Raw genomic sequence first — 26354 nt, forward strand, 5'->3', positions numbered from 1 at the left:
GATTCCGATTGAGCCTGAAGAACGTCTCCGGCTCCGACATGACCCGCGGGAATGGAACCCGCAGGGCCAGAGGGGCCCGCAACCGGTGACGCTAAGATCGTCAAAGGCTGGCCGGCTTGCTAGGAGACACTTGGTCGCAGCCTTTTGCCCGTGCAGATCGCCACTTTATTAGGCAAATCCCGGCCTTTCGCCGAAGAAAGCGGTTGATGAACGGCCCGGCATGGTCTTTGCTGCGTAAGTGACTCTACGGCATGACCTTCGCTGGTTGTGTCGATCAGGCGCGCTGCGCTGCCGCCTGGCCAACGAGACCTCCCAGCCGACAAGGGCGTTCCATGACCAAGTTCCCGCGTTTTCGTCCAAGCCGCCGCGATGCCCTGAAGTTTGCCGGCGCGGCCTCGCTGTCGGCCCTCGCCGCTCCCGCCGTTCATGCCCAGGCGACGATCAACGTGCGCTTCACGCTCGACTGGCGCTTCGAGGGGCCAGCCGGCCTGTTCCTGATGGCGCTGGAGAAGGGTCATTTCCGGGCCGAAGGGCTGAATGTCTCGATCGACCCGTCGTCCGGCTCGCGCGAAGGCGTCACCCGGGTCGCCTCGGGCACCTATGACATGGGCTTCGGCGACTTCAACTCGATGATCCGGTTCCGCGACGAGAACCCGACGGTCGATGTGAAGGCCGTCATGATGGTCTATGACCGTCCGCCTTTCGCGATCATCGGCCGCAAGTCGCGTGGCATCACCACCGATGTGAAGAGCCTGGAGGGCAAGAAGTTCGGCGCCCCCGCTCCCGACGGTGCCTATGCCCAGTGGCCGATCTTCAAGGCGGTCAACAATCTCGACGATTCCAAGATGGTGTTCGAGAATGTCGGCTTCCCGGTCCGCGAGCCGATGCTGGCCTCGGGTGAGGTCGACGCCATCTTCGGCTTCGCCCACTCGTCCTACATCAATCTCAAGTCGCGCGGCGTTCCCGATGCCGACATCATCGTGCTGCACATGTTCGACTATGGCGTCGAGCTATACGGCAACGTGCTGATGCCGAGCGTCGGCTTCATGAAGGACAACCGCGCAGCTGTCGCCGGCTTCAACCGCGCTGTGGTCAAGGGCATCCGCGACTGCATCGCCGATCAGGCCGCGGCCGTGAAGCTGGTCCTCGCCCGCAACGACGTCGCCCGCCAGGAGACCGAGGCCGAGCGCCTCAAGATGTGCATCGACAATTACGTCATGACGCCCTGGGTGAAAGCCAACGGCATTGGCGGCATCGATCCGGCGCGTCTCGCCAAGTCGATCGACCAGATCGGCCTGACCTTCACCTACAAGAACAAGCCGAAGCCCGAGGACGTGTTCGTCAGCGACCTTCTCCCGCCGGCCGCCGAGCGCAAGCTGGTCTGATCCTTGCTGCCTCCCGATCCGGGCGAACACCGCCCGGATCATCGCACCCGACCGGAAGGCTTGTTCCCTTGCGTCCCTTCGTCGAACTGACCGACGTCAGCCATACCTATTCAACGGGCGGCACGCTTGCCGTCGACGGCTTGAGCCTGAAGGTCTCGGAGGGTGAGTTCGCCGCGGTTGTCGGTCCGTCCGGCTGCGGCAAGTCCACCCTCATGAAGCTCGCAACCGGCCTGCAGTTCCCGCAGAAGGGTGCGGTCATCGTTGACGGCAAGGAAGTCTCCGAGCCGGTCAAGATGGCCGGCATGGCATTCCAGGCCCCGACCCTGCTGCCCTGGCGCACGACGCTTGAGAACCTGATGCTGCCGCTGGAGATCGTCCAGCCGCACCGCTCCAGGTTGCGCAAGCACCGCGCCGAATATGTCGCAAAGGCCGAAGCCCTGCTGGAATCGGTGGGTCTCGGTGGCGCGGGTTCCAAGTTCCCGTGGCAATTGTCCGGCGGCATGCAGCAGCGGTCCTCGCTGTGCCGCGCGCTGATCCACGAGCCGAAGCTGCTGATGCTCGACGAGCCGTTCGGCGCGCTCGATGCCTTCACGCGCGAGGAACTCTGGTGCGTCATCCGCGACCTACATGCGCGCATGGCCGGCAAGCTGACAGTGATCCTCGTCACCCACGATCTTCGCGAGGCGACGTTCCTGGCCGACCGCATCTTCTGCATGTCGCAGCGGCCCGGTCGCATCATCACCGAGCGGGTGGTGGACTTCCCGCGGCCGCGCGATCTCGAAATCACCTACACGCAGGCCTTTTCCGACATTGTCCATGACCTGCGCGCCCGCATTGCGGAAGCGCGTTCGGCAGCGTGAGGCCCTGATGCAGCCGGTCATCGACTTTCTTCTGAACTATTGGCCGGCGGCGATCGCGATCGGATGTGTGGCCTTCCTCGCCAAGGTCCTGTTCGACGTGGTCACCGCCACCAGCATCGACAAGACGAAGCTGGCGCTGAAGCTGGCGCCGGTCATCTGCACCATCGGAACATTTCTGGTCTGGGAACTGTTCTGCAAGGCGTTGAACGTCTCGACATTCGTGCTGCCGGCGCCCTCCACCATCATCTCCGCGACCTGGGAATTCCGCCGCCAGATCGGCCTGCACTCGTTCCACACGGCCTGGATGACGCTGGCCGGCTTCGGCCTGGCCGTAGCCTTCGGCGTCGCGCTCGGCCTGGTTCTCGGCGCCAGCCGCTTCTTCTATGCCGGCTTCTATCCCCTGATGGTCGGGTTCAACTCGATCCCGAAGGTCGCCGTGGTTCCGATCCTGGTCATCTGGTTCGGCGTCGGCTGGCTTCCGGCCGTGCTGACCGCCTTCATGATCTCGTTTTTCCCGATCGTCGTGAACGTCGCGACCGGTCTTGCCACGATCGAGCCGGAAACCGAGGACGTGCTGAAGGCGCTTGGCGCGTCCAAGCTGCAGATCATGACCAAGGTCGGTATTCCCCGCTCGCTGCCCTATTTCTTCGGGTCGCTGAAGGTCGCCATCACGCTCGCCTATGTCGGCTCGGTCATTGCGGAGTACAACGCCTCGCGCTTCGGCATCGGCAACCTGATGGCCCGCGCCTCGGCGGACTTCAACGTACCGCTGCTGTTCGCTTCCCTCATCGCTCTCGCGATCCTCGGCGTCGCCATGTACATGGCCACCGTCTGGCTTGAGAACCGGATGACCGGCTGGGCCCAACGCTCGTCCTTCGCGGCCGGCTGACGCAATAGGGATCACTGCTGAAGGCGTGCCGCTTGCCCCGGCGCGCTCGCGGCCCCATAAATCACATCCATTCGGCCCACGTTACGGCGGACCCATGAAAGCCCTCATCGACGTCATCATCATCGCCCTCGACATCTTCTGGTGGGTGATCATCGCCTCCGCCATCCTGTCCTGGCTCATCGTCTTCAACGTCGTGAACTATTCGAACCAGATCGTCGCCCAGATCGATCAGACGCTCCGGGCGATCACCGAGCCCGTGCTCGCGCCGATCCGCCGGCGCATGCCCAATACCGGCGCGGTCGACCTCTCGCCGATCGTGCTGCTGCTCGGCATCATCTTCATCAAGCTGGTCCTGTCCTATTACGTCCGACCCTACGTGTTCTGACGCCATGACAGTGCCCTACCGGATCGACGGCGACGTGTTGCTCCTCGACATCCGGCTGACGCCGCGTGGCGGACGAGACGCGATTGAAGGCGCGGAGCGGCTCTCCGATGGCCGCCCCGTCGTGAAGGCCCGCGTTCGCGCTGTGCCCGAGGACGGCAAGGCCAATGCCGCCCTCGAGGCTCTGGTCGCCGACGCCATGGGGGTTGCGAAGTCCAAGGTCGAGGTCGTGCAAGGCCAGACCGCCCGACTGAAGACGGTGTCCGTCCGGGGTGATGCGTCACGCCTCTCGGCGACCGCGGCCCGTCTTTTCGTGCTGGGATTGGCCTTGGTCGCCATGACGGCTCTCTCGACCTCCGCATCGGCGCAGTTCGTCACCCGCGGCGACATCTGCACCGATCCGACGGAGTTTCTCCGCTCCCGTGCCGTCGTCGAGCGCGCCGGTCTTGCCAATCCGGACAGGGGCCGGCTGCTGCGAACCATCCGCGCGGCCCAGTCACTGGCGGAAGAGGGCTGCACCAATCGCGATGCCTGGCTGGTCCGGCGCTCCGTCGGCATGCTCAATGCGGTCAATCGTGAAGTCAGGCGCCCGCCGGTCGAACTGCCTGCCTTTGTGCGCCAATAGTCAGCGTCGTTTGATCAGGCTCTTGTCGTCACCGAGGGCGACCGGCCCCTTGTGCAGCTTCTCGGCGATTCCGTAGAGCTGTTCGCGCCGCTCCATCTCCGCCCAGACCTCGCCCGGCTCGACGCCCATCTCCACCCACAGAACCGACAGATTGTAGAACAGGTCCGCGCTCTCGCGGATGACCGCGAAGCGATCATCGGCAAGGGCATCGATGGCCACTTCGGTGGCCTCCTCGACCAGCTTCTTGACCATCTTCGACCGCCCGCTTCGCAGCAGCCGGGCGGTGCGCGACGATGCGGGATCGTCAATACGCGCCTTCAGCACCGCGTCGTGCAGCCGCTCCATCGGGCCGGGCATGACTGTCGCCTCCATGTGATTCGTTCGAATCTCTAGACAACTTTCCCGTGACATCACCGTGTCACGGAAGGCCGGACTGTCAATCTCCGATACAACTTGGCGTGAGCGACGCATGGCCGCCGGGCAGATGCGATGACAAATCGGGTGGCTCAACGGTTGCGAATGCGCAGGATGCGCGCCCGTGCGTTTTGTCCGGGGCGATTCGAGAACCGATCATGTCAGCGCGCGACTGGGGCCTCCTCCTTCTTCTCTCGCTCCTCTGGGGTGGCACGTTCTTCTTTGTCCGGGTCGCCCTCGACGACCTGCCACCGCTGACGCTAGTTCTGTTGCGTGTCCTCATTGCCTCGATCGCGCTCCTGCTGGTGCTGAAGGCGACCGGTCAGGCGCTGCTGTTCCGGCGCGACATTGCCGCCGTCATGCTGGGCATGGCGATCGTCAACAATCTGATCCCGTTCACCCTGATCTTCTGGGCGCAGACCGCGCTTCCCGCAGGGCTTACGGCCATCCTCAATGCCACCACGCCGCTGTTCACCGTCGTCGTGATGCATCTCTGCACCACCGACGAGAAGGCGACAGCCAACAAGCTGGCGGGGGTGCTCTTAGGCTTCCTCGGCGTTGTCGTGCTGATCGGGCCGGCCGCGGCCGGCGCGCTCGATACGCCGGTCTGGGCACTGCTGGCCTGCCTCGGCGCGGCGCTGTCCTATGCCTTCTCCGCGCTCTGGGGTCGCAGGATCAAGCCGCTTGGCCTCAGCCCCGTGTTCACGGCCTGGGCGCAGCTGACCTGGACCACTCTCCTCATGGCGCCGCTCGTCATGACCACGGAGCATCCCTGGACGCTGGCAATGCCCGGCAAGGCGGCCATTGCCGCGGTCCTCGCGCTGGCGTTCCTGTCGACGGCCCTCGGCTATATCCTGTTCTTCCGCATTCTCGCGAGCGCGGGCCCGACCAACCTCATGCTGGTTACCTTCCTCATTCCGGTCACCGCCATCTTCCTCGGCAGCGTCTTCCTTGGCGAGCGGCTGGCCTGGACCCACATCGCAGGCATGGTGCTGATCGGCATCGGCCTTGCGGCCATCGACGGGCGGATCTGGAAGCGGCTGACGGCTGAGCGGCGGCCGGCCTAGCCTTCGCCACCGGCCAGCAGGCTGGCATTGCCGCCGGCAGCGGCCGTGTTCACCGACACGACCTGCTCGATGGCGAAACGCGCGAGGTAGTGCGGCCCGCCGGCCTTCGGCCCGGTTCCGGACAGGCCCGAGCCACCGAAGGGCTGGGTGCCGACCACCGCACCGATCATGTTGCGGTTGACGTAGACATTGCCGTGATTGAGGCGCTCGACGATCGCCTCCTGCACCTGGTCGATCCGCGAGTGGATGCCGAGCGTCAGTCCCGTGCCGTTGGCGGCAATGGCATCAAGAAGGGCGGGCAGCTGGCCAGCCTTCCAGGTCGTGACATGCAGCACCGGGCCGAACACCTCCTCCGTCAGGTCCGAGGGGCTGGCGACCCGGACAATGGCCGGCGGAACGAAGAGCCCATCCGGGACGCCGGCCGGCAGGCCAGCCTGCCAGACGAGGCGGCCCTCGGCTTTCGCTCGTGCGACAACCGCATCCAGCCGCTGCTTCGCCTCGCCATCGATCACCGGGCCGACATGCACCGAGGGATCGCGCGGATCGCCGATCTTCAGTTCGGCGGCGGCGCCGCGCACCATGTCCAGCATACGCTCCGCCACATCCTCCTGAAGGCAGAGCAGCCGGAGCGCCGAACAGCGCTGGCCGGCCGAGCGGAAGGCCGACATGACGACATCGTCGCTCACCTGCTCAGGAAGTGCCGTGGCATCGACGATCATCGCGTTGATGCCGCCGGTCTCGGCGATCAGCGGCACGATCGGCCCGCGCCTTGCGGCCAGCGTCTGGTTGATCTTGGTCGCGACCTCTGTCGAGCCGGTGAAGGCAACGCCGGCCACCCGGCTGTCGCCGACCAGCGCAGCGCCGACGCGGCCGTCGCCCGGCAACAGGGACAGGGCGCCCGGCGGGATGCCAGCCTTGTGCGCCAGCGAGACGGCCAGCGCGGCAATGAGCGGCGTCTGCTCGGCGGGCTTGGCGATCACAGCATTGCCGGCAGCAAGCGCAGCCGCCACCTGGCCGAGGAAGATCGCCAGCGGGAAGTTCCACGGGCTGATGCAGATGATCGTGCCGCGCCCGCGAAGGACAAGCCTGTTCTCCTCGCCGGTCGGGCCCGGCATTATCTGGCCTGAGCCGAACTGGCGACGTGCTTCAACCGCGTAATAGCGGCAGAAATCCATGGCTTCGCGCACTTCCGAGACCGCATCGTCGAGGGTCTTGCCGGCCTCATGGGCCAGCAGCGCGATCAGTGCGCCGCGCTCGTGCTCCAGAAGATCGGCCAGCTGCTCAAGAGCCTCGGCGCGGGTCGTGGCAGGGGTCGTGCTCCATGGCTGGAAAGCCTTGGCCGCAGCAGCAAAGGCGGCCTCGATGCTCGCCACATCCGCCTCGTCGACGGTACCCACCTCGCGTCCGTCCACCGGACTGACGACAGGCCGCGCCTGTCCGCTCGCAGGCTTGCCCGCGATGATCGGCTGCGCGCGCTTCAGCACGCGTGTCTGCCCTGTCGCGACCTCCGCCAGCAGGCTTGCCAGTGCCGTCTCATCACCGAACTCGACGCCAGGCGAATTGACCCGCGACGGCGCATAGAGATCGCGCGGACAGGGAAGCCGCCGCGGGCGCGCGTCATCGGCGCTGCCGATCCAGCTTTGCGGGCGCGCGAGCAGCGTCTCGACCGGCACGGCAGGATCGGCGGAGGCGGACACGAAGGAGGAGTTCGCGCCGTTCTCCAGGAGCCGGCGCACCAGATAGGCCAGCAGGTCGCGATGTCCGCCGACGGGCGCATAGGTGCGGCAGGCCGCCGCCGGCAGGTCGGTCAACAGGCTTTCATAGAGTGCTTCGCCCATGCCGTGCAGGCGCTGGAACTCGAAGCCATCAGCGCCACCGGCCTCTTCCAGGATGGTGGCGATCGTCAGCGCATTGTGGGTGGCGAATTGCGGATAGAGCCGCGGCCGGGCCGCCAGAAGCCGGCGGACACAGGCCATGTAGTTGAGGTCGGTCATCGCCTTGCGCGTGAAGACCGGGAAATCGGCGAGGCCGCGCTCCTGCGCCCGCTTCACCTCGGTGTCCCAATAGGCGCCCTTCACAAGACGCACCATGAGCTGGCGATTGTGCCGCGCCGCAGCCTTGTCGAGCCAGTCGATCACCGCCAGCGCCCGCTTCTGATAGGCCTGGATCGCCAGGCCGAAGCCGTTCCAGCCTTCGAGCACCGGATCGGCCAGCACGCGGCCGATCACCTCCAGCGACAATTCCAGCCGGTCGGCTTCCTCGGCATCCACCGTGAAGTTGAGGTCATAGGCCTTGGCCTGCGCGGCAAGCGCTATGAGCTTCGGCGTCAGCTCGGCGAGCACGCGCTCCCGGCTCACCGCCTCGTAGCGCGGATGCAGTGCGGAGAGCTTGACCGAGATGCCCGGCCGATTGGGCAGCGCCTCGTTGCCGGCGCTCTTGCCGATCGCCTCGATCGCATCGGCGTAGCTCTGATAGTAGCGCTCTGCATCCTCGGCCGTGCGCGCGCCCTCGCCAAGCATATCGTAGGAATAGCGGTAGCGGCGCGTCGAGCCCGCCCGCCCCAGCGCCTCGCCGATGGTCTGACCTAGCACGAAATGCGAGCCGAGCAGCCGCATCGCCTGGCGGGTGGCGGCGCGCACCGTCGGCAGCCCCAGCCGCTTGCCCAGCGTCTCCAGAATACCCTCCGGGCTCTCGCCGGGATGGATCACACGGGCGGTGACGCCGAGCGCCCAGGCCGAAGCCGAGACGAGCCAGGCATCCGACTTGGTGGCGCGGTGCGCCCAGTCCGTGCCCGACAGCTTGTCCTCGATCAGCGCGTCTGCGGTCCGGGCGTCGGGAACGCGCAGCAGGGCTTCCGCCAGCACCATCAGCGCCAGCCCCTCCTTGGTGCTCAGCGAATATTCCCGGAGGAAATCCTCGATGCCGCCGAGCCCGCCGGACTTGGCCCGGATCGCCCCGATCAGCTGGCGCGTGCGCCGGTCGATGGCGGCCTCCCGCGACGGCGCGAGGCTTGCGGCGGCCAGCAGGCGCGCGGCAATCGCTTCGTCGGCTTCGGCATAAACGGCGGAAAAGGGCTCAACGGGGGACATGAGGGCGGCTCCGGCGCACGACAGCGATTGTGATCAGGATATGTCGAGATGACCGGGGTTTCGATATTGTAAAATCGCTATCAGGCAGTGATATTCGCTATTGAAGACCGATCCTCGCGCTGATTTCACCATGCACCACGACATCGACAATCTCGATCGCCGCATCCTGCGCCTGCTTCAGGAGGATGGACGGATCGCGACCGTCGAGCTCGCCGAAAAGGTGGGCCTGTCGCCGACCGCCACCAGCGAGCGGGTGAAGCGCCTGACGCGCGATGGGGTGATTGCCGGCTATGGCGCCAGGCTCGATCCGCAGAAGCTCGGCCGGGGATTTCTGGTCTTTGTCGAGGTCACGCTCGACAAGACGACGCCGGACGTGTTCGACCGCTTCGCGCTGGCCGTCGCTCGGGCGCCGGATGTGCTGGAATGTCACCTGGTCGCCGGGGGCTTCGACTATCTGATCAAGACCAGGGTCGCTGACATGGCCGCCTATCGAAGCTTTCTCGGCGAAGTCCTGCTGTCGCTGCCGGGTGTCCGCGAAACGCGGACCTATGCTGTGATGGAAGAGGTCAAGGCAACGTCGTCATTGCCGGTCTGAGCAGGCCTCTCAGACCGTCTTGGCCAGGGCTGCTTTCGGGTCGGCACTTGGCTCGGCGGCAGCCGCACTCGCCTTTGCCATGCGCTGCTGGGCAAGCTCGGCGGCGCTGCGGGCTTCCTGCGCAAGCGCGGCCAGCTGGCCCGGCTGCGTGCGGCCACTGCGCAACATGACATCGATGGCCGCGAGAGCCTGCTGGACTCCGGCGAGGACGTGACGGTCTGGCATTTTCGTCGGCACCGTTCTCTGAACTTACGGTGCCGACGCTAGAAAGGGCCGGTTTCAAAAAGGCGCCGCCGGGCAGGACAATTGTTGCGGCGCGTGAAATCTCAGCCGGGCAAGCAGTGCGTCTGCTTCTCCAGTGCCGTGTCGACGGCGGCCGCCGAATAGGGCAGCGGCACATAATCGCCGGTCCGCCAGAGGTCGAACAGATCCCGCCAGTGCGGCGATTCCGGATCGCCCGACTGACCCGGCGTGTTCATCGCCACGGACCGGTCGAGATCGGCGAGATCGGCCACCAGACGGAACGACGAACCCATCATCGTGCGGAAGTCCGTGCCCCGATAACCCGTATGCATCGGTGTCGTATTGGCCCCCGCATGCGGCGCCGGTCCGATCGCATAGCGCTCGGCCAGTTCCGCCGGCAGGAAGGCTGAGAGCGGATGGTCGAAATAGGCCTGATGCAGCTTGCCCCATGCCCAGGCCTTGGGGTCCGGCCCCAGAAGCCCGACGGTCTCCCGGTAGGCGGCGGCAAGCGAGGTCAGCAGCAAGGCATCGCGCGCTGCCTTGGGATTCGCGCCGAAGCGCTCGTCGGGGTTCTCCAGCGTCCAGAACGTGCCCTCGACATCCCCCGGCACAAGGAACGCATGGACATCGGCCGGCGCCAGCGCCTTCCAGAGCGCCTTCTTCAGGTGCCGCGACCACCAGAGCTCATAGAGCGCGCCGGGACCCGACGTGCTGGTGAGTGCATGGTCCCATCGGGCAAACAGCGCCAGCGCGGCGGTCGCGTCGGCATCCGTCGAGACGAGCCCGGCGAGCAGCTTGGCCATGCGGCGGGCGGGCATCGACACCACGTCGGTCTGGAGGGCACGCGACACGCCGAGCGTATGCGGGCGGGCGGCGGTCAGAACCTCGTTGATCCGGTCGGCGCGGGCATGCTCGACCCATTCATAGCCCATCGGATGGGCCTGGTGATCCCAGTCCGCCGGCATGTTCATCTCATTGGCCGAATAGACGAAGCCGCTCGGCGGATTGGCGATCAGCGGCATCTTGGAACTGTCGCGGAAGCCCGCCCATTCATAGCGCCCATCGCCTGGCACCGGCAGGAGGCCGTCCCAGTTCGGCCGGATCGGATTGACGCCGGCCGGCATCCACGCGACGTCGCCCGCCTTGTCGGCATAGACGAAGTTGCACGACGGCGTGCCCCAGGTCTCCGCCTGTTTGCGGAAATCCTTGAGCGTCTTGGTCCGCATCAGCCGGTGCGTGCCGAGATAGGGCGCGGTGCCCGGATCCGACCAGACGGTCCGCACCGCATAGGCGCGCTTGGCCTTGCCGTCTTCCAGCACGACCGGGCCATGGCGCGTGAACTTCAGCTTGTGCACCTGATCCGGATTGCCCTTGACCGGCACTTTCTCTTCGACGACGCGCATCCGCTCCCATTCGCCCTTGTAGCGATAGAGATCGGGATCGTCGGGATGGGTCTCGTAGACGTAGAGATCTTCCTGATCGATGTAGAAGATGGTCAGCGCCCAGGCCATCGTGCCGTTGTGGCCGATCGTGATGCCGGGCACACAGGGCTCGCCCGCGCCGATCACATCGAGCCCCGGGCAGGTCAGGTGCACCAGCATGCGCAGCGACGGCATGCCGTGCAGACGATGCGGGTCGGACGCCAGGATCGGATGGCCGGTCTCGGTGATCGAGCCGTGGACCGCCCAGTTGTTCGAGCCGGTATGCTGGCTGTCCAGCACCACTTCCAGCAGGTCCGTCGTCGAGCGCCATTTCGGCGCGTCGGCCAGCGTCGCCGCCAGGCGCTCCTTGGTCAGCGTCGCGCTGGCGGTCGACAGTTTCAGCATGTCGAGAGCGGCCAGCGGGATCGACGCCGGGTCCAGGCCCTCAGGCACGACCGGCGTCACCACCGGCTCGAGATAGCGGCGCAGAAGGTCGGTGCGGTGATCGGCCTTGCCGAGGACCTGGCAGCGGAGTACCTCGGAGATCACGTTGCGCGACAGCGAATGCGAGCGAATGCGCGACACGTCGAGCGGTTCCCAGCGCTTCGGCTTGGTGCCGACGAGGCCGAACTCGAAGGGCAGCAACGAAGGGTCCTTCTCGGTCATGCCGATGAAGGCGTTGATGCCGTTGACGAAGGCGGTGAAGGTCGCCTTGGCCTCCGGACCATAGGCGGCAAACTCCGCCTCTTCGTCGCCGCGATAGACGAACAGCCGCGAGGCCCGGTCCTGCTCCAGAAATCCCGGCCCGAAATCGGCGGCCAGTTCGCCAAGCCCGCGCTTGCGCCAGAGATCGATCTGGAACAGCCGGTCTCGGGCGGCATGGAAGCCCTGGAGGAAGAACAGGTCCGCCTCGTTCTCGGCGCGGATATGGGGAATGCCATGGGCGTCGATGCCGATGGAACCCGGCGCGGACAGGCCGGGAATGGAAATCGTCTGGGTGGCGGTCATGATGGTCCGATCGCGCGGCGGGGCGGAGACATTGCCACTGGCGGAACGGACCTGTCACCCGCAATGCGCGCGACAGAGGGATGCGGTCATGGGGGGTGTCCTGTGCCGGAGCGCGGGAGCCAGCCCGACAGCGTGCCCACTGGACATCAGGCCTGCCGGTGCCAAACTGCCCTCGGCGCAGCAGCCGCAACAGGCGCGCACCAGTGACTGGTTTCGAGGGGAACTCCGATGCACCACCTGATCCGCCGCCTGGCGGTGGCTGCGGCCGCGATCCTGGCGCCGCTCGCGCCCGCTGGCGCCCAGACCTTCGCACCCGCCGTCGTCTATGACCTCGGCGGCCGGTTCGACAAGTCGTTCAACGAGGGCGCCTATGTCGGTGCTGAGCGGTTCAAGCGCGAAACCGGCATCGAGTACCGCGATTTCGAGATCCGCAACGACGTCCAGCGCGAGCAGGCGCTGCGCAACTTCGCCCAGCGCGGGCAGAACCCGATCGTCGCGGTCGGCTTCGGCTTCCGCGCCGCGATGGAGAAGGTGGCGGCCGAATTCCCCAACACCCGCTTCGGCATCATCGATTCCGCGGTGAACCTGCCGAATGTCCAGAGCGTCCTGTTCAAGGAGCACGAGGGCTCCTACCTCGTCGGCCTGCTAGCGGGTCTGCGCTCGCAGAGCGGCACGATCGGCTTCGTCGGCGGCATGGATATCCCGCTCATCCGCAAGTTCGCCTGCGGCTATGTCCAGGGCGCCCGCGCCGCGCGTCCCAATATCCGCGTCATCCAGAACATGACCGGCACGACCGGCGCTGCCTTCTCCGATCCCGTTCGCGGCGCCGAACTGGCGCGTGGCCAGATGGCGCAGGGCGCCGATATCGTGTTTCACGCGGCCGGCGCCACCGGAACCGGCGTGCTGCAGGCGGTGGCCGACGCCGGCAAGCTCGGGATCGGTGTCGATTCCAACCAGAATGCGCTCCATCCCGGTCGCGTGCTGACCTCCATGCTGAAGCGCGTCGATGTCGCGGTGTTCCAGGCCTTTGCGACCGCGCGCGCCGGCTCATGGCGCCCCGGCGTCACCGTGCTCGGCCTCGCCGAGGACGGCATCGACTGGGCTGACGATGCCAGCAACGCCCCCCTGATCACCCCCGAACTCCGTGCCGCCGTCGCCAAGGCGGCCGAGGACATCAAGGCCGGGCGCGTCAGCGTCCACGACTTCATGGCGACCAATTCCTGCCCGATCCAGTGAGACCACATGCGCATTACGCTTCTCGGCACCGGTGACGCCTTCGGCTCCGGTGGCCGCTTTTCGACCTGCCTCCACGTCGCGCTCGCCGATGGCTCCGCCATGCTCGTCGATTGCGCCGCAACCTCGCTCCTGCCACTCAGGCAGGCGGGTTTCGACCGCAACGCGATCTCAACCCTCCTGTTCACTCACTTCCATGGCGACCATTTCGGCGGGTTGCCGTTCTTCCTGCTCGATGCGCAGTTCGTCGCCGGCCGCAAGGCACCGCTGACCATCGCTGGCCCCAAGGGCGTCGAGGCGCGCACGCGGCTGCTGATCGACGCGACCTATCCGGGCTATGCCGATGTGCCCAACCGCGGCTTCGACATCACCTATCGCGAGGTGACGCCCGAGGCGCCCGCCACGCTGGCAGGCGTCGACATCGCCGCCTTCCCGATGATCCATGACGAGCGCGCCGGCCCCTGCCAGGGCTATCGGCTCACCCATGGCGGCAAGGTCTTCGGCTTCTCCGGCGATACCAGCTGGACCGACAGCCTCGTCCCACTGGCCGATGGAGCCGATGCGCTGGTCGTCGAGTGCAACAGCTACGACCGGGCGATCCCGAGCCATCTCGACTATCTGACGCTGTCCCGCCGCCTTCCCGAGCTGAAGGCAAGGCGCATCGTCATCACCCATATGGGGCCGCAGATGCTGGCCCATGACGAGCCGCTGGCGGTGGAGCGCGCCGTGGACGGGATGGTGATCGCGCTTTGACCCATCCACCCGCGATCCAGATGACCGGCATCAGCAAGCGGTTCGGATCCGTCCAGGCGAACCGGCTGGTCGATCTGACGGTCGAGCGGGGCACGATCCACGGTCTGATCGGGGAGAATGGCGCCGGCAAGTCGACGCTGATGTCGATCCTCTACGGGTTCCTGGCGGCGGATGCCGGCACCATCGCCATCGACGGCAGGGCCGCTGTCATCCCCTCACCCGCTGCCGCCATCGCGGCCGGCATCGGCATGGTTCACCAGCACTTCAAGCTGGTCGAGACCTTCACCGTGGTCGAGAACATCATGCTGGGCCTGGAAGGCGGGCCGCTCGTCGCCCGCGGCGAGCGCGCCGTCCGCGCCAAGCTCAAGGACCTCGCCGCGCGCTACGGCCTGACGGTCGACCCCGATGCGCTTGTCTCCGATCTCTCGGTCGGCGAGTTGCAGCGCGTCGAGATCCTGAAGGCGCTGGTGCGCGATGCCGCGATCCTGATCCTCGACGAACCGACCGCCGTCCTGACGCCCCCGGAGGCGGACAAGCTCTTCGACCTGCTCCGCCATCTCTCCGGCGAGGGACGGGCCGCCATCATCGTCACCCACAAGCTGAAGGAGATCATGGCAGTGACCGACCGTGTCTCGGTGATGCGACGGGGAGAGATGGTCGCGACTGTCGAGACCGCCGAGACCTCGCCGGATGAGCTGGCCGCGCTGATGGTTGGTCGCAAGGTGGACCTCCATCTCGACAGGCAGCCGCGCGTGCCGGGCGATGTGCGGCTTCAGGTGCAAGACCTCACGGTCCGGGACAGCCGCGGCACAACCCGGCTCGATCGCATCAGCTTCGAAGTTCGGGCCGGCGAGATCGTCGGCATTGCCGGCGTCTCCGGCAACGGCCAGAGCGAACTGCTCGAGGCCCTGTCCGGCATGCGCCAATCGACCGCGGGGACGATCCTGCTCAACGGCCTGGCCGTCGCACGCACTGACGGTCCGGCCGAACTCCATGCGCGAGGTCTTCGCCACATCCCGGAGGACCGCCAGCGGCGCGGGCTGATCTCCCCGTTCGCAGCGGCTGAAAGCGCCATCCTCGGCTGCTCGGACGAGGCCCGCTACGGGGCCGGTCCGCTCCTCGATCCTGGCCTGGTGCAGAAGGAGTGTTCCCGGAACATGGCGGAGTACGATGTCCGGCCAGCCGATCCTCTTCTGACCACCGCCCTGTTCTCCGGCGGCAACCAGCAGAAGATTGTTCTTGCTCGCGAAATCGACCGCGACCCCGACGTCCTGCTCATCGGCCAGCCGACCCGCGGGGTCGACATTGGGGCCATCGAATTTATTCACCGCCGGCTGATCGCATTGCGCGACGCCGGCAAGGCCATTCTCCTTGTCTCATCCGAACTCGACGAGATCATGGCGCTGTCCGACCGCATCCTCGTCCTCTGCGATGGCCGCATCACCGGCGAGCGCAGACCGGAAGCGACCGACGAGCGCGATCTCGGCCTCCTGATGGCCGGCATTGCCGACAGGGCGGCGTGATGGCGAACGCTGCGCTGCCGACCTGGCTCACCGCGGTCGTCGTGCCCGTCGTCAATGTCGCCGTCGCCTTCCTCGCGGCGGGCCTTGTGGTGGCACTGATCGGCGAGAACCCGCTGACCGCGCTCTCCGGCCTGATGCGCGGCGCCTTCGGCTCCAGCTATGGCATCGGCTACACGCTGTTCTACACGACGAGCTTCATCTTCACCGGACTTGCCGTGGCGGTCGCCTTCCATGCCGGCCATTTCAACATTGGCGGCGAGGGCCAGGCGCTGATGGGCGGTCTGGGCGCGGCGCTGGTGGCGCTGGGCTTACCGGACCTCCCGGCGCTGCTGCTCGTGCCGCTCTGCGTGCTGGGTGCCGCCGCCGGCGGGGCGATCTGGGCCTTCCTGCCGGGATGGCTGCAGGCGAGACGCGGCAGCCACATCGTCATCACCACCATCATGTTCAACTTCATCGCCTCGACCCTGCTGGTCTATCTGCTGGTCGGGCCGATGAAGATGGCGGGCTCCATGGCGCCCGAGACCGCGCAATTCCCGCCGGCCGCGCTCCTCGCCTCGGCGGCGACGATCACCGGCTGGTTCGGCTGGCCGATGACCCGCTCGCCGCTCAATCTCTCCTTCGCGCTGGCGCTCGCCGCCGCCTTCGCCGTCTGGCTGCTGATCTGGCGCACCCGCCTCGGCTATGCGATCCGCACGGTCGGCGCCAATCCGGAAGCGGCCCGCTATGCCGGCCTGTCGCCTGCCCGGATCACCATCGTCGCGCTGGTCATTTCCGGCGCCCTTGCCGGCCTCATGGCGACCAATGAGATCCTGGGGTCGCAGGGCCGGCTGATCAACGACTTCACAGCCGGCGCCGGCTTTGTCGGCATCGCCGTGGCGCTGATGGGCCGGGGCCATCCCTTCGGCATCGTGCTGGCGGCGCTGCTGTTCGGCGCGCTGACCCAAGGCGGCGCCGAACTCGCCTTCGAGATGCCGGCCATCACCCGCGACATGATCGTGGTGATCCAGGGCTTCGTCATCCTGTTTGCCGGCGCGCTGGAAAGCCTGTTCGCCGACCGCATCGCCCAGATCTATCGCCGTGTCCGCCCGGAGGCCGCATGAGCGAGGCCTGGTCGATCCTGCTGGTGGCCCTCGACAGCGCGATCCGGCTGGCGACACCGCTGATGCTTGCGGCGCTGGCCGGGCTCTATTCGGAGCGCGCCGGCATTGTCGATATCGGACTGGAGGGCAAGATGCTGGTTGGCGCCTTTGCCGCCGGCACGGTCGCGGCCCTCGTGCCCAATCCCTGGCTGGGTCTCGCCGCCGCCATGACCGCCTCCACCCTGTTCGGCCTGATCCATGGTTTCGCCGCGATCAGCCAGCGCGGCAACCAGATCGTCTCGGGCATCGCGCTGAACATTCTCGCCGCGGGCCTCACCGCCACCCTCGGCAATGCCTGGTTCGGACAGGGCGGCCGCACCCCGCCGCTGCCTTCATCGGCCCGCTTCGGCGAGATCGAGCTGCCCTTCGCCGCCGCCGCCCGCGACGTTCCCGTCATCGGCACCTTCTATGCCGAGATCGTCTCCGGCCATTCCGTGCCGGTCTACCTGGCGCTGGCGCTGATCCCGCTCACCGCCTTCGTGCTCGCACGCACCCGCTGGGGCCTGAGATTGCGCGCGGTCGGCGAGAATCCGGCGGCCGTCGATGCCGCCGGCATCTCGGTCACAAGGCTGCGCTATTCGGCTATCGTCGTCGCCGGCCTTATTTGCGGCTTGGCGGGCGCCTATCTGAGCCTTGCCCAGTCGGCCGGATTCGTCACCGACATGACAGCCGGCAAGGGTTTCATCGCGCTGGCAGCGCTCATCTTCGCGAAATGGCGGCCCTGGCCGACCCTCGCCGCCTGCCTGATGTTCGGCCTGCTCGACGCCATGGCGCTGCGCATCCAGGGCCTCGCCCTGCCCGGCATCGGACAGGTTCCGGTTCAAGCCATCCAGGCTTTGCCCTATATCCTCACCGTCGCCCTGCTGGCGGGCTTCATCGGCCGGGCAACTCCGCCCAAGGCCTCCGGCCAGCCCTATGTGAAGGACCGTGCGTGACCGACGAGCTGACAAGTCTGTTTGATGCGGCACGAGCGGCACAGGCGCGGGCCCACGCGCCCTATTCCAGGTTTCGCGTCGGCGCGGCGCTGCGGACAGCGTCGGGCGCCGTCCATGCCGGCTGCAATGTCGAGAATGCCGCCTATCCCTTGGGCGCCTGCGCCGAGGCCGCAGCCTTGGCCGCCATGGTGATGGCCGGCGACCGCAACCCCACCGACATCGTGGTGATCGGCGATGGCGAAGCACTCTGCACACCCTGCGGCGGTTGCCGCCAGCGGCTGCGCGAATTCGCCTCCGACGAGCTCCGCATTCATGTGGCGGGCCCGGAAGGCATCCGGCGCACGTTCACGCTGGGCGAACTGCTGCCCCATTCCTTCGGCCCGGACAATCTCGCATGACCGCCCGCGCCATCATCGACGCCGCTGCCGGGCCCCAGCCGCTCGACTGCGCCATCATCCTCGGCACGGGCCTTGGTGGCATCGCCGATGCGGTCGAGGACGCCGTCACCATTCCCTATGCCGATCTCACCGGCTTTCCGGCGACCGGCGTTTCCGGCCATGCCGGACGCATGGTTGTCGGCACGCTGGAGGGCCGGCGCGTCGCCCTGCTGCAGGGCCGCGCCCATACCTACGAGACCGGCAATGCCCGCGCCATGAAGCCGGTGATCGAGGCGCTGGAGACTTTCGGCACGCGCGCCCTGCTCATCACCAATGCCGCGGGATCGCTCGATCCCGCCATGAAGCCCGGCTCGATCATGGCTATCACCGACCATATCGCGCTGTTCGGCCCCAATCCGCTGATCGGCGAGCCGGGCGATGGCCGTTTCGTGCCGATGAACGATGCCTATGATCCCTTCCTGCGGGTTGCCCTGGCGCGCGGCGCGTCGGCGCGCGGCGTCACATTGCATGAGGGCGTCTATGCCTGGGTCACCGGCCCGAGCTTCGAGACGCCGGCCGAAATCCGCGCGCTGCGCGTGCTCGGCGCCGATGCGGTCGGCATGTCGACCGTGCCGGAGGTGATCCTCGCCCGCCATCGCGGCCTGCAGGTGGTGGCGCTCTCGCTCATCACCAATCTTGCCGCGGGCCTCGCATCCGAGGCACCGTCCCACACGGAGACCAAGGCCGTGGCCGCCGATGGCGCCCTGGCCGTCGAGGCGGTGATCCGCGGCTTCCTGTCCGAACTTGCAACCTGATCGATCCGCCATGACCGCATCCGATCTTGCCCGCCGCGCCGTGGCGCTGCTCGACCTGACCGATCTCTCCAACGGCCTGAACGAAGCCGGCGTCGAGGCGCTCTGCGCCCGCGCCGTGACGCCGCTCGGTCCGGTGGCCGCGATCTGCCTCTGGGCGGGCTTCGTGCCCCAGGCCCGCCGCCTGCTGCGCGGCACGGCCGTCCGCATCGCGACCGTCGTCAATTTCCCCGATGGCGGCACCAATGTCAGCCGCTCGGCCGATGAGGCCCGCTACGCTCTGCTCGACGGCGCCGACGAGATCGATGTCGTCATGCCCTATCGCGCGTTGATGAGCGGCGACCGCGAGACGGTGGCAGCCCTCCTCGGCGCGGTGCGCGCGGCGGTTCCGGCCAGCAAGGTGCTCAAGGTGATCCTGGAGACCGGCGAACTCGGCCGCCCGGACCTGATCCGCGAGGCCGCCCGCATCGCCATCGGCACGGGCGCCGATTTCATCAAGACCTCCACCGGCAAGACTGCCATTTCGGCGACGCCCGAGGCCGCCGAGATCATGCTGGAGGAGATCCGGGCTGCCGGACGCAAGGTCGGGTTCAAGCCCTCCGGCGGCATCCGCAAGGCCGCCGATGCCGCGCTCTATCTGGGCCTGGCCGACCGGGTCATGGGGCCTCACTGGGCAACGCCTGCCACATTCCGCTTCGGGGCGTCCGGCCTGCTGGACGATCTTCTGACGAGCGGTGGAACCACGGGCGCGCCACCGGCTTACTGATGGGCCGGTCGCGACCCGCTGCTGCGGGCTGTCGCCCGATGGACCGATCCGCTATTCCCTTGAGGATCCATCCAAAGGACCGGCCATGACGTTCATTCCCCAGGAGATCATCCGCGAGAAGCGCGACGGCGGCACATTGTCCGCCGACGCCATCGGCGGCTTCGTCGCCGGCATTGCCGATGGCACGGTGACGGAAGCACAGGTCGCGGCCTTCGCCATGGCGGTGTTCTTCCAGGGCATGACCATGGACGAACGCATCGCGCTGACCCGCGCCATGACCGGTTCCGGCGACACGCTCTCCTGGAAGGATCTGGACCTTGGCGGCCCGGTGCTCGACAAGCATTCGACCGGCGGCGTCGGCGACACCGTCTCGCTCATGCTGGCGCCCATGGTGGCGGCGGCCGGCGGCTATGTGCCGATGATCTCGGGCCGCGGCCTCGGCCATACCGGCGGCACGCTGGACAAGCTGGAATCGATCCCCGGCTACAATGCCAAGCCCTCGCTCGACCTGTTCCGCCAGACGGTGAAGCGCGTCGGCTGCGCGATCATCGGCCAGACCGACAATCTCGCCCCCGCTGACCGCGTCATCTACGGCGTGCGCGACGTCACCGCGACGGTCGAATCGATCCCGCTGATCACCGCGTCCATCCTGTCGAAGAAGCTTGCCGCCGGGCTCGACGGGCTGGTCATGGATGTGAAGACGGGATCGGGCGCCTTCATGCCCGACTTCGCACGCTCTCGGGAACTGGCGGAGTCCATCGCCTCGGTCGCCACCGGCGCCGGCCTGCCGACGGTCGCCCTGATCACGCCGATGGACCAGCCGCTGGCCAATGTGGCCGGCAATGCGCTGGAGGTCCGCTGGGCGATCGACTATTTCGCCGGAGCCCACCGCGAGTCGCGGCTGCACGGCGTCACCCTGGCGCTTGCGTCCGAGCTGCTGGTACTGGGCGGTCTGGCGCCTGATCTCGACCACGCGCTCGGCAAGCTGGAGATGGTGCTGTCCAATGGCCGCGCCGCCGAAATCTTCGAACGCATGGTGGCAGCCCTCGGTGGCCCCGACGATCTCCTGGAACATCCGGACAAGCACCTGCCGATCGCGCCTCAGGTCCGCCCCGTCCTGGCCGAGCGGGCCGGAACGGTGACCGCCATCGACACCCGCGCCATCGGCATGGCGGTGGTTTCCCTTGGCGGCGGGCGCACCCGCGCCGCCGATCCGGTCGATCCTGCAGTGGGCCTGACCGATATCGTCATGCTCGGCGAGACGATCGAAGCCGGCCATCCGCTCGCCATGGTCCATGGCCGCGACGAGGCCGGCTTCGAGGCGGCCTCCCGCCTCGTTCGCGATGCGGTCACGCTTGGCGAGGGCGGCGCCGTTGTCGGCGCGCTGGTCCAGGCCCGGATCGCGGGCTGAACCATGGCCCGCGCGCTGATCCTGGTTCTCGACTCGGTCGGTATCGGTGCAGCAGCCGATGCGGCGGCCTATGGCGACGCGGGCTCGGACACGCTTGGCCATGTCGCCGAGGCCTTTGCCGCGGCCGGCCATCCGCTGCATCTACCGCATCTGGTCCGTCTGGGCCTTGGCGAGGCGGCGCGCGCGGCGACGGGCCGCGTCCCGCCGGGGCTGGAGGCCGAGGGCGCTCTCACGGGCCGCTACGGCTATGGCGTCGAGACCTCGAAGGGCAAGGACACCCCGTCAGGCCATTGGGAGATCTGCGGCCTGCCGGTGACCTTCGACTGGGGCTACTTCCCTCAAGACGTCCCCTGCCTGCCGCCCGACCTCGTGGCCGAACTCGTCCGCCGCGCAGGCCTCGCCGGCATCCTCGGCGATTGCCACGCCTCCGGCACCGAGATCATCGCGCGGCTCGGCGCCGAGCACATAGCGACGGGAAAACCCATTCTCTACACCTCGGCCGATTCGGTGCTGCAGATCGCCGCCCACGAGACCGCCTTCGGCCTGGACCGGCTCTATGCGCTCTGTCAGATCGCCCGCGAGCTCTGCGATCCCCTTGGCATCGGCCGGGTGATCGCGCGGCCCTTCCTCGGCTCCGGCCCCGCCGATTTCACCCGCACGGCGAACCGCCGCGACTATGCCGTGCCGCCGCCCAAGCCGACGCTGCTGGCGCTGGCCGAACAGGCCGACCGCACCGTGATCAGTGTCGGCAAGATCGGCGATATCTTCGCCCATGTCGGCACCGGCGAGGTCCTGAAGGCGAGCGGCAACGAGGCCCTGTTCGACCGCACGCTGGAGGGTCTTGGCAGGCTGCCCGACGGCGGACTGCTGATCGCCAACTTCATCGATTTCGATAGCCTTTACGGTCACCGCCGCGATCCACTGGGCTATGGCCGGGCGCTCGAGGCCTTCGACCGCCGCTTGCCCGAGCTTCTTGCGCGCCTCGCGCCGGGCGATCTCGCCGTCATCACCGCCGACCACGGCTGCGACCCGACCTTCCGCGGCACCGACCATACTCGCGAATATGTGCCGATCCTCGCCTTCGGGCCGGGCCAGCAGGCGGAACTGATCGGGCGGCGCGAGAGCTTCGCCGATATCGCGGCAACCACGGCCCGCCATCTCGCTATTCCGGCGCCCCCATTCGGGACATCGTTCTGACGTTGTTCTGACCGCTGGCTTGCGGCAAGCCGTGGCCTGTGTATCAGAAGAACACCGACAACCGGCGCACCAGGGACGGCAGGGCAATGTCACTTCTCAAGGTCTACTGGCGGGTCCTGCTGCAACTCGGGCCGGAGCGGCGGCTGGGCTTCATCCTGCTCGTCTGCAACATCGCTCTCGCCTGCATCATGTTTGCCGAGCCGATCCTGTTTGGCCGTATCATCGACACGCTGACCCGCGCGCAGGCGCAGGGCCGCACCATCACCTGGCCGGAAATCCTGCCGCTGGTCTCCGCCTGGATGACATTCGGCCTGTTCACCATCGCCGCCGGCGTGCTGGTGGCGCTCCATGCCGACCGCATGTCGCATCGCCGTCGCCTCGCCTTCATGCAGCACTTCTTCGAGCATGTGCTGAACCTGCCGCTCAGCTACCATTCGGGCACCCATTCGGGCCGGCTCCTGAAGCAGATGCTCGAAGGCTCCAACGCCATGGCCTGGCTGTTGCTGTCCTTCCTGCGCGAGCACTGCGCCTCGATGATCGCGCTGGTCATCCTGGTGCCGGTCTCGCTGGTGGTGAACTGGCGGCTCGGCAGCCTGCTGGTGATCATGGTCTTCCTGTTCTTCGCGCTCACCACCTATGTGCTGCGCAAGACCGACACGCTGCAGGGCAAGGTCCAGGAATTCCACAATGCGCTGGCCGAGCGCGCCACCGACGCCCTCGGCAATGTGCCGGTGATCCAGTCCTTCACCCGCATCGACGCCGAGGTCCGCGCCATGCGGGCGACCGTCGACGCGCTGCTGGCGGCCCAGATCCCGGTCCTGTCCTGGTGGGCGGTGGCGGCTGTCGCCTCGCGCGCCTCGGCAACCCTCACGGTCCTGTCGATCTTCATCACCGGCACCTGGCTGCACATCCACAATCTCGCGACCATCGGCGAAATCGTCACCTTCATGGGCTTTGCCACCATGCTGATCGCGAGGCTCGAGGCGGTCGTCGGCTTCGTCAATTCGGTGTTCATGGAAGGTCCGAAGATCAAGGACTTCTTCGACGTCATCGACACGGCGCCGCTGGTCCATGACCGCGCCAATGCCATCGATATCGGCCGCGCGGTCGGCACGGTCGCCTTCGAGAACGTCACCTTCTCCTATGACGGCAAGCGGCCGGCGGTCGCCGATCTCACCTTCCTGGCAGCCCCCGGCGACACGATCGCGCTGGTTGGCTCCACCGGCTCGGGCAAGTCGACGACACTCTCGCTGCTGCATCGCGTCTTCGACCCGCAATCGGGCCGCGTCACCATCGATGGCAACGACATCCGCGAGATCTCGCTGGTCTCGCTCCGGCGCAATATCGGCGTCGTGTTCCAGGAGCCGATGCTGTTTGCCCGCACCATCCGCGAGAACCTGCAGGTCGGCCGCCCCGACGCGACCAACGAGGAGATCATGGAGGCCTGCGAGCGGGCCCAGGCCGCCGAGTTCCTGGCGCGCCAGCCCGAAGGCCTCGACACCGAGATCGCCGAGCGCGGCCGCTCGCTGTCGGGAGGCGAGCGCCAACGCCTGTCGATCGCCCGCGCGCTCCTGAAGAACCCGCCGGTCCTCATCCTCGACGAGGCGACCTCCGCGCTCGACGCCACCACCGAGCAGAAGCTTCAGGTGGCGCTGGAAGAGGTGATGAAGGGACGCACCACCTTCGTCATCGCCCACCGTCTCGCCACCATCCGCCATGCCACCCGCATTCTGGTCTTCGACCAGGGCCGCGTGGTCGAAAGCGGCACGTTCGACGAGCTGGTCGCCCAGGGCGGCATCTTCGCCAATCTGGCGAAGGCGCAGTTCATGACCGGCGACGCCACCAAGAAGGCGCCGGTGCCGCCGCTGGAGGTCTAGGCGCCTTTCAGCGCCCGGCAGTCGCCGCCGGGCGCCCGGCGTCGCAGGCTGTCAGGAAGCGCGGCAGGGCGTTGCCGAGACCGGCGCCGAAATCGGTGCGTCCCTGGGGCGAGGCGCCCTCGCCAAGCTCGATGGCCAGGGCATTGCGTTCGCCGGCCTGTTCGAGAGCCTGGCGCGGCACGGCAATTGAGATCCACAGCGAGGTGTTGGAGCCGCGCAGTTCCGGCGCGGGCGCCGCGGCGGCCGGGCGCCAAGGCACCTGGGTGCCGGCGAGATCGATGTTCACGACGCCGAGCTTGAGCGGCTGGCTGTCGCGTGTCCGGGCCTGGATCACCCGATAATTGACGATGACCTGAGCCGGATCACGATGGCAGGTCAGGGCCACTTCCTCATCGACGCGCCGCTCGCCGTCCAGCGGACGGATCGCCCGGCTGAACAGCATCGGCGCATCCGCCCGGTGGTTGGCCGACCACCCGACTGTGCCGCGATCAGCCTCGTTCACGACAGCCGGGACGGCGACACGCAGACCACCGATTTCGGCCGGCGTCAGGAACCGGATCTGCTGGCCATGCGGCATGGAGGCTGCCAGGGGCAGCAGGCCGGCATCGATCCCCATTTCCTGGAGATAGACAGCAAGCTCTGCCATCAGGCGCTGGGCGCTCTCGAAGTCGCGGACTGTCGGCTGTTCGGTCACGAAGCGGCCGTCCCGACCGATATTGCGGCTGAACTGATGGACGCCATAGCGTGCCGTGCTGGCAATCGTCCGATGCACGCCGCCCAGAAGAGCGTAGGAGCAGGCCGAGGCGCAGACCATGCCGTGGGTGAGCAGGGTCGCCGATTCTTGACCACCATCGAGGCGGATCACGGTGCGACCGATCATCGTGTTGACGCCGGCCGCGCGGAAGGCCCGGCCCATGCGCAGGCCGCTGGTCATCGACCCGCCGGGACTGTCGAGCACCACCGTCATGCCGGCGATCCGATTGGCCCTTGCGAACTGGTCGAAGCGGTCGGCCGTGTCTGCCGTGATCGGCCCCGAGGCCTGGATCCAGCGCGTCAGGCCGAACAGGCCCCTGCCTTCCACGATCCGGAAATCCATCGAGACACGCTGGCCGGGTTCGGACGCAGTTTCCGCCGGCGGGCTTGTCGCTGGGGTGGCGGCGCTGGCGAGCGGTGCTCCAAGGCTGAGAGCGGCGATTGCAGCCAGCAGGCCGCGCTTGAAGGTCGTCCGGCCGGATGAGCGCAGGGGCGCGCGCAACGCCTGCTGGTCGTTATTCTGGATCATGCGCATGGCTGACGCCTCCAGGCTGTCGTCGTTCCGTCTGGCAGGTCAAGCCTGCAACGGCCCCAGTCCTAGGCGCAGGGTCAGCCCAGCACAGTGACGGAGGTCACACGACGTGTGTTTCCTGGCGAGCACGAAAGGTTCAGGGACGCGGCGCCGCTCTCGGCCCGCGGACCATCCGTCAGGCGGTGAAGCGCAGCCGCATGGGTTCGACCGGGAGCCCCTCGACCAGGGTCGACCACTCCTCGCCGGGCAGGATCGGGAAGGCGCGCGTCACGGTGCCCGTGGTGATGATCTCGCCACCGCCGATCGGGCGGGCCTGGGGATCGTTGGCGAGCACGCCGGCCAGGTGGCGCACCGCCGAGAGCGGGCCGTCCAGCACATTGGCGGCGACGCCGCGATCCACCACCTCGCCGTTCTTCGACAGCGTGATGGCAAAGGACGTCAGATCCGCGAGCCAGCCCTCCGGGTCGCCGGTGACCGGCGTGCGCGGGCCGCAGATCAGCGCGCCATGCAGGCCGAAGGCCGCCGTGCAATCGGCCGACTGGAACTTCCAGCCGGGATAGAGAGACTGCACGATCTCGAAGCCATGGGCGACCCAGGAGATCGTGCCGAGGATCTCGCGTTCGTCCATGTCGGGATGCACTTCGCCGGCAAAGCCGAAGACGATCTCCGGCTCGATGCGCGGCTCGACCAGATGGCCGAGCGCCTGTTCCGCGGGTCCGGCGGCATCCCGGTAGGTCGTGTCATAGACCGGGCCCCAGATCGGCGCGTAGACGCCGTACTCGTCCCAGATCGTGCGGTTGGTGAAGCCGATCTTGCGGCCGATGACGCGAGCGCCCGCCGCCACCCGGCGCCGGGTGATCTCGTGGGACACGCGCTGGGCGTCCTCGGTGGAAAAGGTCGGCTCGAGCGAGGTCAGCGGCCCGATCTGTCGGCGCCCCTCATAGGCGGCGAGGATTTCGCTGGCGAACAGGCGGTTCTGCGACGAACAGAGCGACATGGTGGCATCTCACACAAAAAAGCCCCCGGCCTTGCGGGCCGGGGGCGTTGGATCGACAGCGATGGCAGGCC

At 67.5% G+C, this 26354-nt stretch carries 23 protein-coding genes and 1 pseudogene; 18 read left to right on the top strand and 6 right to left on the bottom strand.

Translation table 11 applies throughout. The annotated features are described in order from the left end of the window. Positions 1–332: 332 nt before the first annotated feature. The 5 genes and pseudogenes from E8L99_RS04735 to E8L99_RS24125 form a co-directional block, all read left to right on the top strand. Positions 333–1385, top strand: a complete 1053-nt coding sequence (locus E8L99_RS04735; protein WP_137098466.1) for an ABC transporter substrate-binding protein — start codon at positions 333–335, stop codon at positions 1383–1385. Positions 1386–1453: 68 nt separating this feature from the next. Then, positions 1454–2245: an ABC transporter ATP-binding protein gene (locus E8L99_RS04740; RefSeq protein WP_137098467.1), complete on the top strand. Its 792-nt coding sequence runs from the start codon at positions 1454–1456 to the stop codon at positions 2243–2245. 7 nt (positions 2246–2252) lie between these two features. After that, positions 2253–3134, top strand: a complete 882-nt coding sequence (locus tag E8L99_RS04745; RefSeq protein ID WP_137098468.1) for an ABC transporter permease — start codon at positions 2253–2255, stop codon at positions 3132–3134. A 94-nt stretch (positions 3135–3228) separates the two neighbouring features. Then, positions 3229–3519: a YggT family protein gene (locus E8L99_RS04750; RefSeq protein ID WP_137098469.1), complete on the top strand. Its 291-nt coding sequence runs from the start codon at positions 3229–3231 to the stop codon at positions 3517–3519. A gap of 4 nt (positions 3520–3523) precedes the next feature. Next, positions 3524–3826 (top strand): annotated as a pseudogene (locus E8L99_RS24125) (DUF167 family protein); the annotation flags it as partial. 315 nt (positions 3827–4141) lie between these two features. Here the strand turns inward: E8L99_RS24125 and hisE are convergent. Beyond that, positions 4142–4498, bottom strand: coding sequence for a phosphoribosyl-ATP diphosphatase (hisE, locus tag E8L99_RS04760; protein ID WP_137098471.1), 357 nt, complete (start codon positions 4496–4498; stop codon positions 4142–4144). A gap of 215 nt (positions 4499–4713) precedes the next feature. Between hisE and E8L99_RS04765 the strand changes: the two genes are divergently transcribed. After that, positions 4714–5622 (top strand): DMT family transporter, encoded by a 909-nt coding sequence (locus E8L99_RS04765; RefSeq protein ID WP_137098472.1) that lies wholly within the window; start codon positions 4714–4716, stop codon positions 5620–5622. Here E8L99_RS04765 and putA read toward each other — a convergent pair. Then, on the bottom strand, positions 5619–8711 hold the full coding sequence (gene putA, locus E8L99_RS04770; RefSeq protein WP_137098473.1) for a bifunctional proline dehydrogenase/L-glutamate gamma-semialdehyde dehydrogenase PutA: 3093 nt from the start codon (positions 8709–8711) through the stop codon (positions 5619–5621). The genes E8L99_RS04765 and putA overlap by 4 nt on opposite strands. 130 nt (positions 8712–8841) lie before the next feature. Between putA and E8L99_RS04775 the strand changes: the two genes are divergently transcribed. Further along, the gene (locus tag E8L99_RS04775) at positions 8842–9306 is read left to right on the top strand and encodes an Lrp/AsnC ligand binding domain-containing protein (RefSeq protein WP_137098474.1); all 465 of its coding nucleotides are present in this window, start codon (positions 8842–8844) and stop codon (positions 9304–9306) included. A 9-nt stretch (positions 9307–9315) separates the two neighbouring features. Here the strand turns inward: E8L99_RS04775 and E8L99_RS04780 are convergent, their stop codons facing one another. Then, entirely contained in the window at positions 9316–9531 is a 216-nt protein-coding gene (locus tag E8L99_RS04780; RefSeq protein WP_137098475.1) for a hypothetical protein, read from the bottom strand. A gap of 101 nt (positions 9532–9632) precedes the next feature. After that, a complete protein-coding gene (locus E8L99_RS04785; protein WP_210421793.1) occupies positions 9633–11978 on the bottom strand; it encodes a penicillin acylase family protein in 2346 nt (781 codons plus the stop codon). 228 nt (positions 11979–12206) lie between these two features. Here E8L99_RS04785 and E8L99_RS04790 point away from each other — a divergent pair, with 228 nt between their 5' ends. The 11 genes from E8L99_RS04790 (at position 12207) to E8L99_RS04840 (ending at position 24001) form a co-directional block, all read left to right on the top strand. Further along, positions 12207–13214 carry a BMP family lipoprotein gene (locus E8L99_RS04790; protein ID WP_137098477.1) on the top strand — a complete coding sequence of 336 codons (1008 nt, stop codon included), beginning with the start codon at positions 12207–12209 and terminating at the stop codon, positions 13212–13214. A 6-nt stretch (positions 13215–13220) separates the two neighbouring features. Beyond that, entirely contained in the window at positions 13221–13964 is a 744-nt protein-coding gene (locus tag E8L99_RS04795) for an MBL fold metallo-hydrolase (protein WP_137098478.1), read from the top strand. 20 nt (positions 13965–13984) lie between these two features. Continuing rightward, positions 13985–15487, top strand: a complete 1503-nt coding sequence (locus tag E8L99_RS04800; protein ID WP_137101957.1) for an ABC transporter ATP-binding protein — start codon at positions 13985–13987, stop codon at positions 15485–15487. Next, the gene (locus tag E8L99_RS04805; protein WP_137098479.1) at positions 15487–16587 is read left to right on the top strand and encodes an ABC transporter permease; all 1101 of its coding nucleotides are present in this window, start codon (positions 15487–15489) and stop codon (positions 16585–16587) included. The genes E8L99_RS04800 and E8L99_RS04805 overlap by 1 nt, the downstream gene beginning before the upstream one ends. After that, positions 16584–17561 carry an ABC transporter permease gene (locus tag E8L99_RS04810; protein ID WP_137098480.1) on the top strand — a complete coding sequence of 326 codons (978 nt, stop codon included), beginning with the start codon at positions 16584–16586 and terminating at the stop codon, positions 17559–17561. The genes E8L99_RS04805 and E8L99_RS04810 overlap by 4 nt, the downstream gene beginning before the upstream one ends. Further along, the gene (cdd, locus tag E8L99_RS04815) at positions 17558–17959 is read left to right on the top strand and encodes a cytidine deaminase (protein ID WP_137098481.1); all 402 of its coding nucleotides are present in this window, start codon (positions 17558–17560) and stop codon (positions 17957–17959) included. The genes E8L99_RS04810 and cdd overlap by 4 nt, the downstream gene beginning before the upstream one ends. Further along, on the top strand, positions 17956–18753 hold the full coding sequence (locus tag E8L99_RS04820; RefSeq protein WP_137098482.1) for a purine-nucleoside phosphorylase: 798 nt from the start codon (positions 17956–17958) through the stop codon (positions 18751–18753). Before cdd ends, E8L99_RS04820 begins: the two co-directional genes overlap by 4 nt. A gap of 10 nt (positions 18754–18763) precedes the next feature. Then, positions 18764–19516, top strand: coding sequence for a deoxyribose-phosphate aldolase (deoC, locus tag E8L99_RS04825; RefSeq protein WP_137098483.1), 753 nt, complete (start codon positions 18764–18766; stop codon positions 19514–19516). Between the two features lie 85 nt (positions 19517–19601). Further along, positions 19602–20927, top strand: a complete 1326-nt coding sequence (gene deoA / locus E8L99_RS04830) for a thymidine phosphorylase (protein WP_137098484.1) — start codon at positions 19602–19604, stop codon at positions 20925–20927. Positions 20928–20930: 3 nt separating this feature from the next. Continuing rightward, the gene (locus tag E8L99_RS04835; RefSeq protein ID WP_137098485.1) at positions 20931–22124 is read left to right on the top strand and encodes a phosphopentomutase; all 1194 of its coding nucleotides are present in this window, start codon (positions 20931–20933) and stop codon (positions 22122–22124) included. Positions 22125–22210: 86 nt separating this feature from the next. Further along, positions 22211–24001, top strand: coding sequence for a glucan ABC transporter ATP-binding protein/ permease (locus tag E8L99_RS04840; protein WP_137098486.1), 1791 nt, complete (start codon positions 22211–22213; stop codon positions 23999–24001). Positions 24002–24008: 7 nt separating this feature from the next. Here E8L99_RS04840 and E8L99_RS04845 read toward each other — a convergent pair whose 3' ends face one another. Both E8L99_RS04845 and E8L99_RS04850 read right to left on the bottom strand, forming a co-directional pair. Then, the gene (locus E8L99_RS04845; protein WP_137098487.1) at positions 24009–25289 is read right to left on the bottom strand and encodes a COG3904 family protein; all 1281 of its coding nucleotides are present in this window, start codon (positions 25287–25289) and stop codon (positions 24009–24011) included. A 172-nt stretch (positions 25290–25461) separates the two neighbouring features. Beyond that, positions 25462–26283 carry a 2-keto-4-pentenoate hydratase gene (locus E8L99_RS04850; protein ID WP_137098488.1) on the bottom strand — a complete coding sequence of 274 codons (822 nt, stop codon included), beginning with the start codon at positions 26281–26283 and terminating at the stop codon, positions 25462–25464. Positions 26284–26354: the final 71 nt, after the last annotated feature.

The sequence above is a fragment of the Phreatobacter aquaticus genome (assembly GCF_005160265.1).
GTDB classification, from domain to species: domain Bacteria; phylum Pseudomonadota; class Alphaproteobacteria; order Rhizobiales; family Phreatobacteraceae; genus Phreatobacter; species Phreatobacter aquaticus.

Excerpts from the sequence above, each read along its gene's own strand:
- E8L99_RS04835 (WP_137098485.1), top strand. The coding sequence starts at position 20,931 with ATGGCCCGCGCGCTGATCCTGGTTCTCGACTCGGTCGGTATCGGTGCA.
- E8L99_RS04795 (WP_137098478.1), top strand. The coding sequence starts at position 13,221 with ATGCGCATTACGCTTCTCGGCACCGGTGACGCCTTCGGCTCCGGTGGC.
- putA (WP_137098473.1), bottom strand. The coding sequence starts at position 8,711 with ATGTCCCCCGTTGAGCCCTTTTCCGCCGTTTATGCCGAAGCCGACGAA.
- E8L99_RS04780 (WP_137098475.1), bottom strand. The coding sequence starts at position 9,531 with ATGCCAGACCGTCACGTCCTCGCCGGAGTCCAGCAGGCTCTCGCGGCC.
- E8L99_RS04840 (WP_137098486.1), top strand. The coding sequence starts at position 22,211 with ATGTCACTTCTCAAGGTCTACTGGCGGGTCCTGCTGCAACTCGGGCCG.
- E8L99_RS04765 (WP_137098472.1), top strand. The coding sequence starts at position 4,714 with ATGTCAGCGCGCGACTGGGGCCTCCTCCTTCTTCTCTCGCTCCTCTGG.
- E8L99_RS04785 (WP_210421793.1), bottom strand. The coding sequence starts at position 11,978 with ATGACCGCCACCCAGACGATTTCCATTCCCGGCCTGTCCGCGCCGGGT.
- E8L99_RS04735 (WP_137098466.1), top strand. The coding sequence starts at position 333 with ATGACCAAGTTCCCGCGTTTTCGTCCAAGCCGCCGCGATGCCCTGAAG.
- E8L99_RS04790 (WP_137098477.1), top strand. The coding sequence starts at position 12,207 with ATGCACCACCTGATCCGCCGCCTGGCGGTGGCTGCGGCCGCGATCCTG.
- E8L99_RS04850 (WP_137098488.1), bottom strand. The coding sequence starts at position 26,283 with ATGTCGCTCTGTTCGTCGCAGAACCGCCTGTTCGCCAGCGAAATCCTC.
- hisE (WP_137098471.1), bottom strand. The coding sequence starts at position 4,498 with ATGCCCGGCCCGATGGAGCGGCTGCACGACGCGGTGCTGAAGGCGCGT.
- deoC (WP_137098483.1), top strand. The coding sequence starts at position 18,764 with ATGACCGCATCCGATCTTGCCCGCCGCGCCGTGGCGCTGCTCGACCTG.
- E8L99_RS04845 (WP_137098487.1), bottom strand. The coding sequence starts at position 25,289 with ATGCGCATGATCCAGAATAACGACCAGCAGGCGTTGCGCGCGCCCCTG.
- E8L99_RS04750 (WP_137098469.1), top strand. The coding sequence starts at position 3,229 with ATGAAAGCCCTCATCGACGTCATCATCATCGCCCTCGACATCTTCTGG.
- E8L99_RS04805 (WP_137098479.1), top strand. The coding sequence starts at position 15,487 with ATGGCGAACGCTGCGCTGCCGACCTGGCTCACCGCGGTCGTCGTGCCC.
- deoA (WP_137098484.1), top strand. The coding sequence starts at position 19,602 with ATGACGTTCATTCCCCAGGAGATCATCCGCGAGAAGCGCGACGGCGGC.
- E8L99_RS04810 (WP_137098480.1), top strand. The coding sequence starts at position 16,584 with ATGAGCGAGGCCTGGTCGATCCTGCTGGTGGCCCTCGACAGCGCGATC.
- E8L99_RS04775 (WP_137098474.1), top strand. The coding sequence starts at position 8,842 with ATGCACCACGACATCGACAATCTCGATCGCCGCATCCTGCGCCTGCTT.
- E8L99_RS04820 (WP_137098482.1), top strand. The coding sequence starts at position 17,956 with ATGACCGCCCGCGCCATCATCGACGCCGCTGCCGGGCCCCAGCCGCTC.
- E8L99_RS04800 (WP_137101957.1), top strand. The coding sequence starts at position 13,985 with ATGACCGGCATCAGCAAGCGGTTCGGATCCGTCCAGGCGAACCGGCTG.
- E8L99_RS04745 (WP_137098468.1), top strand. The coding sequence starts at position 2,253 with ATGCAGCCGGTCATCGACTTTCTTCTGAACTATTGGCCGGCGGCGATC.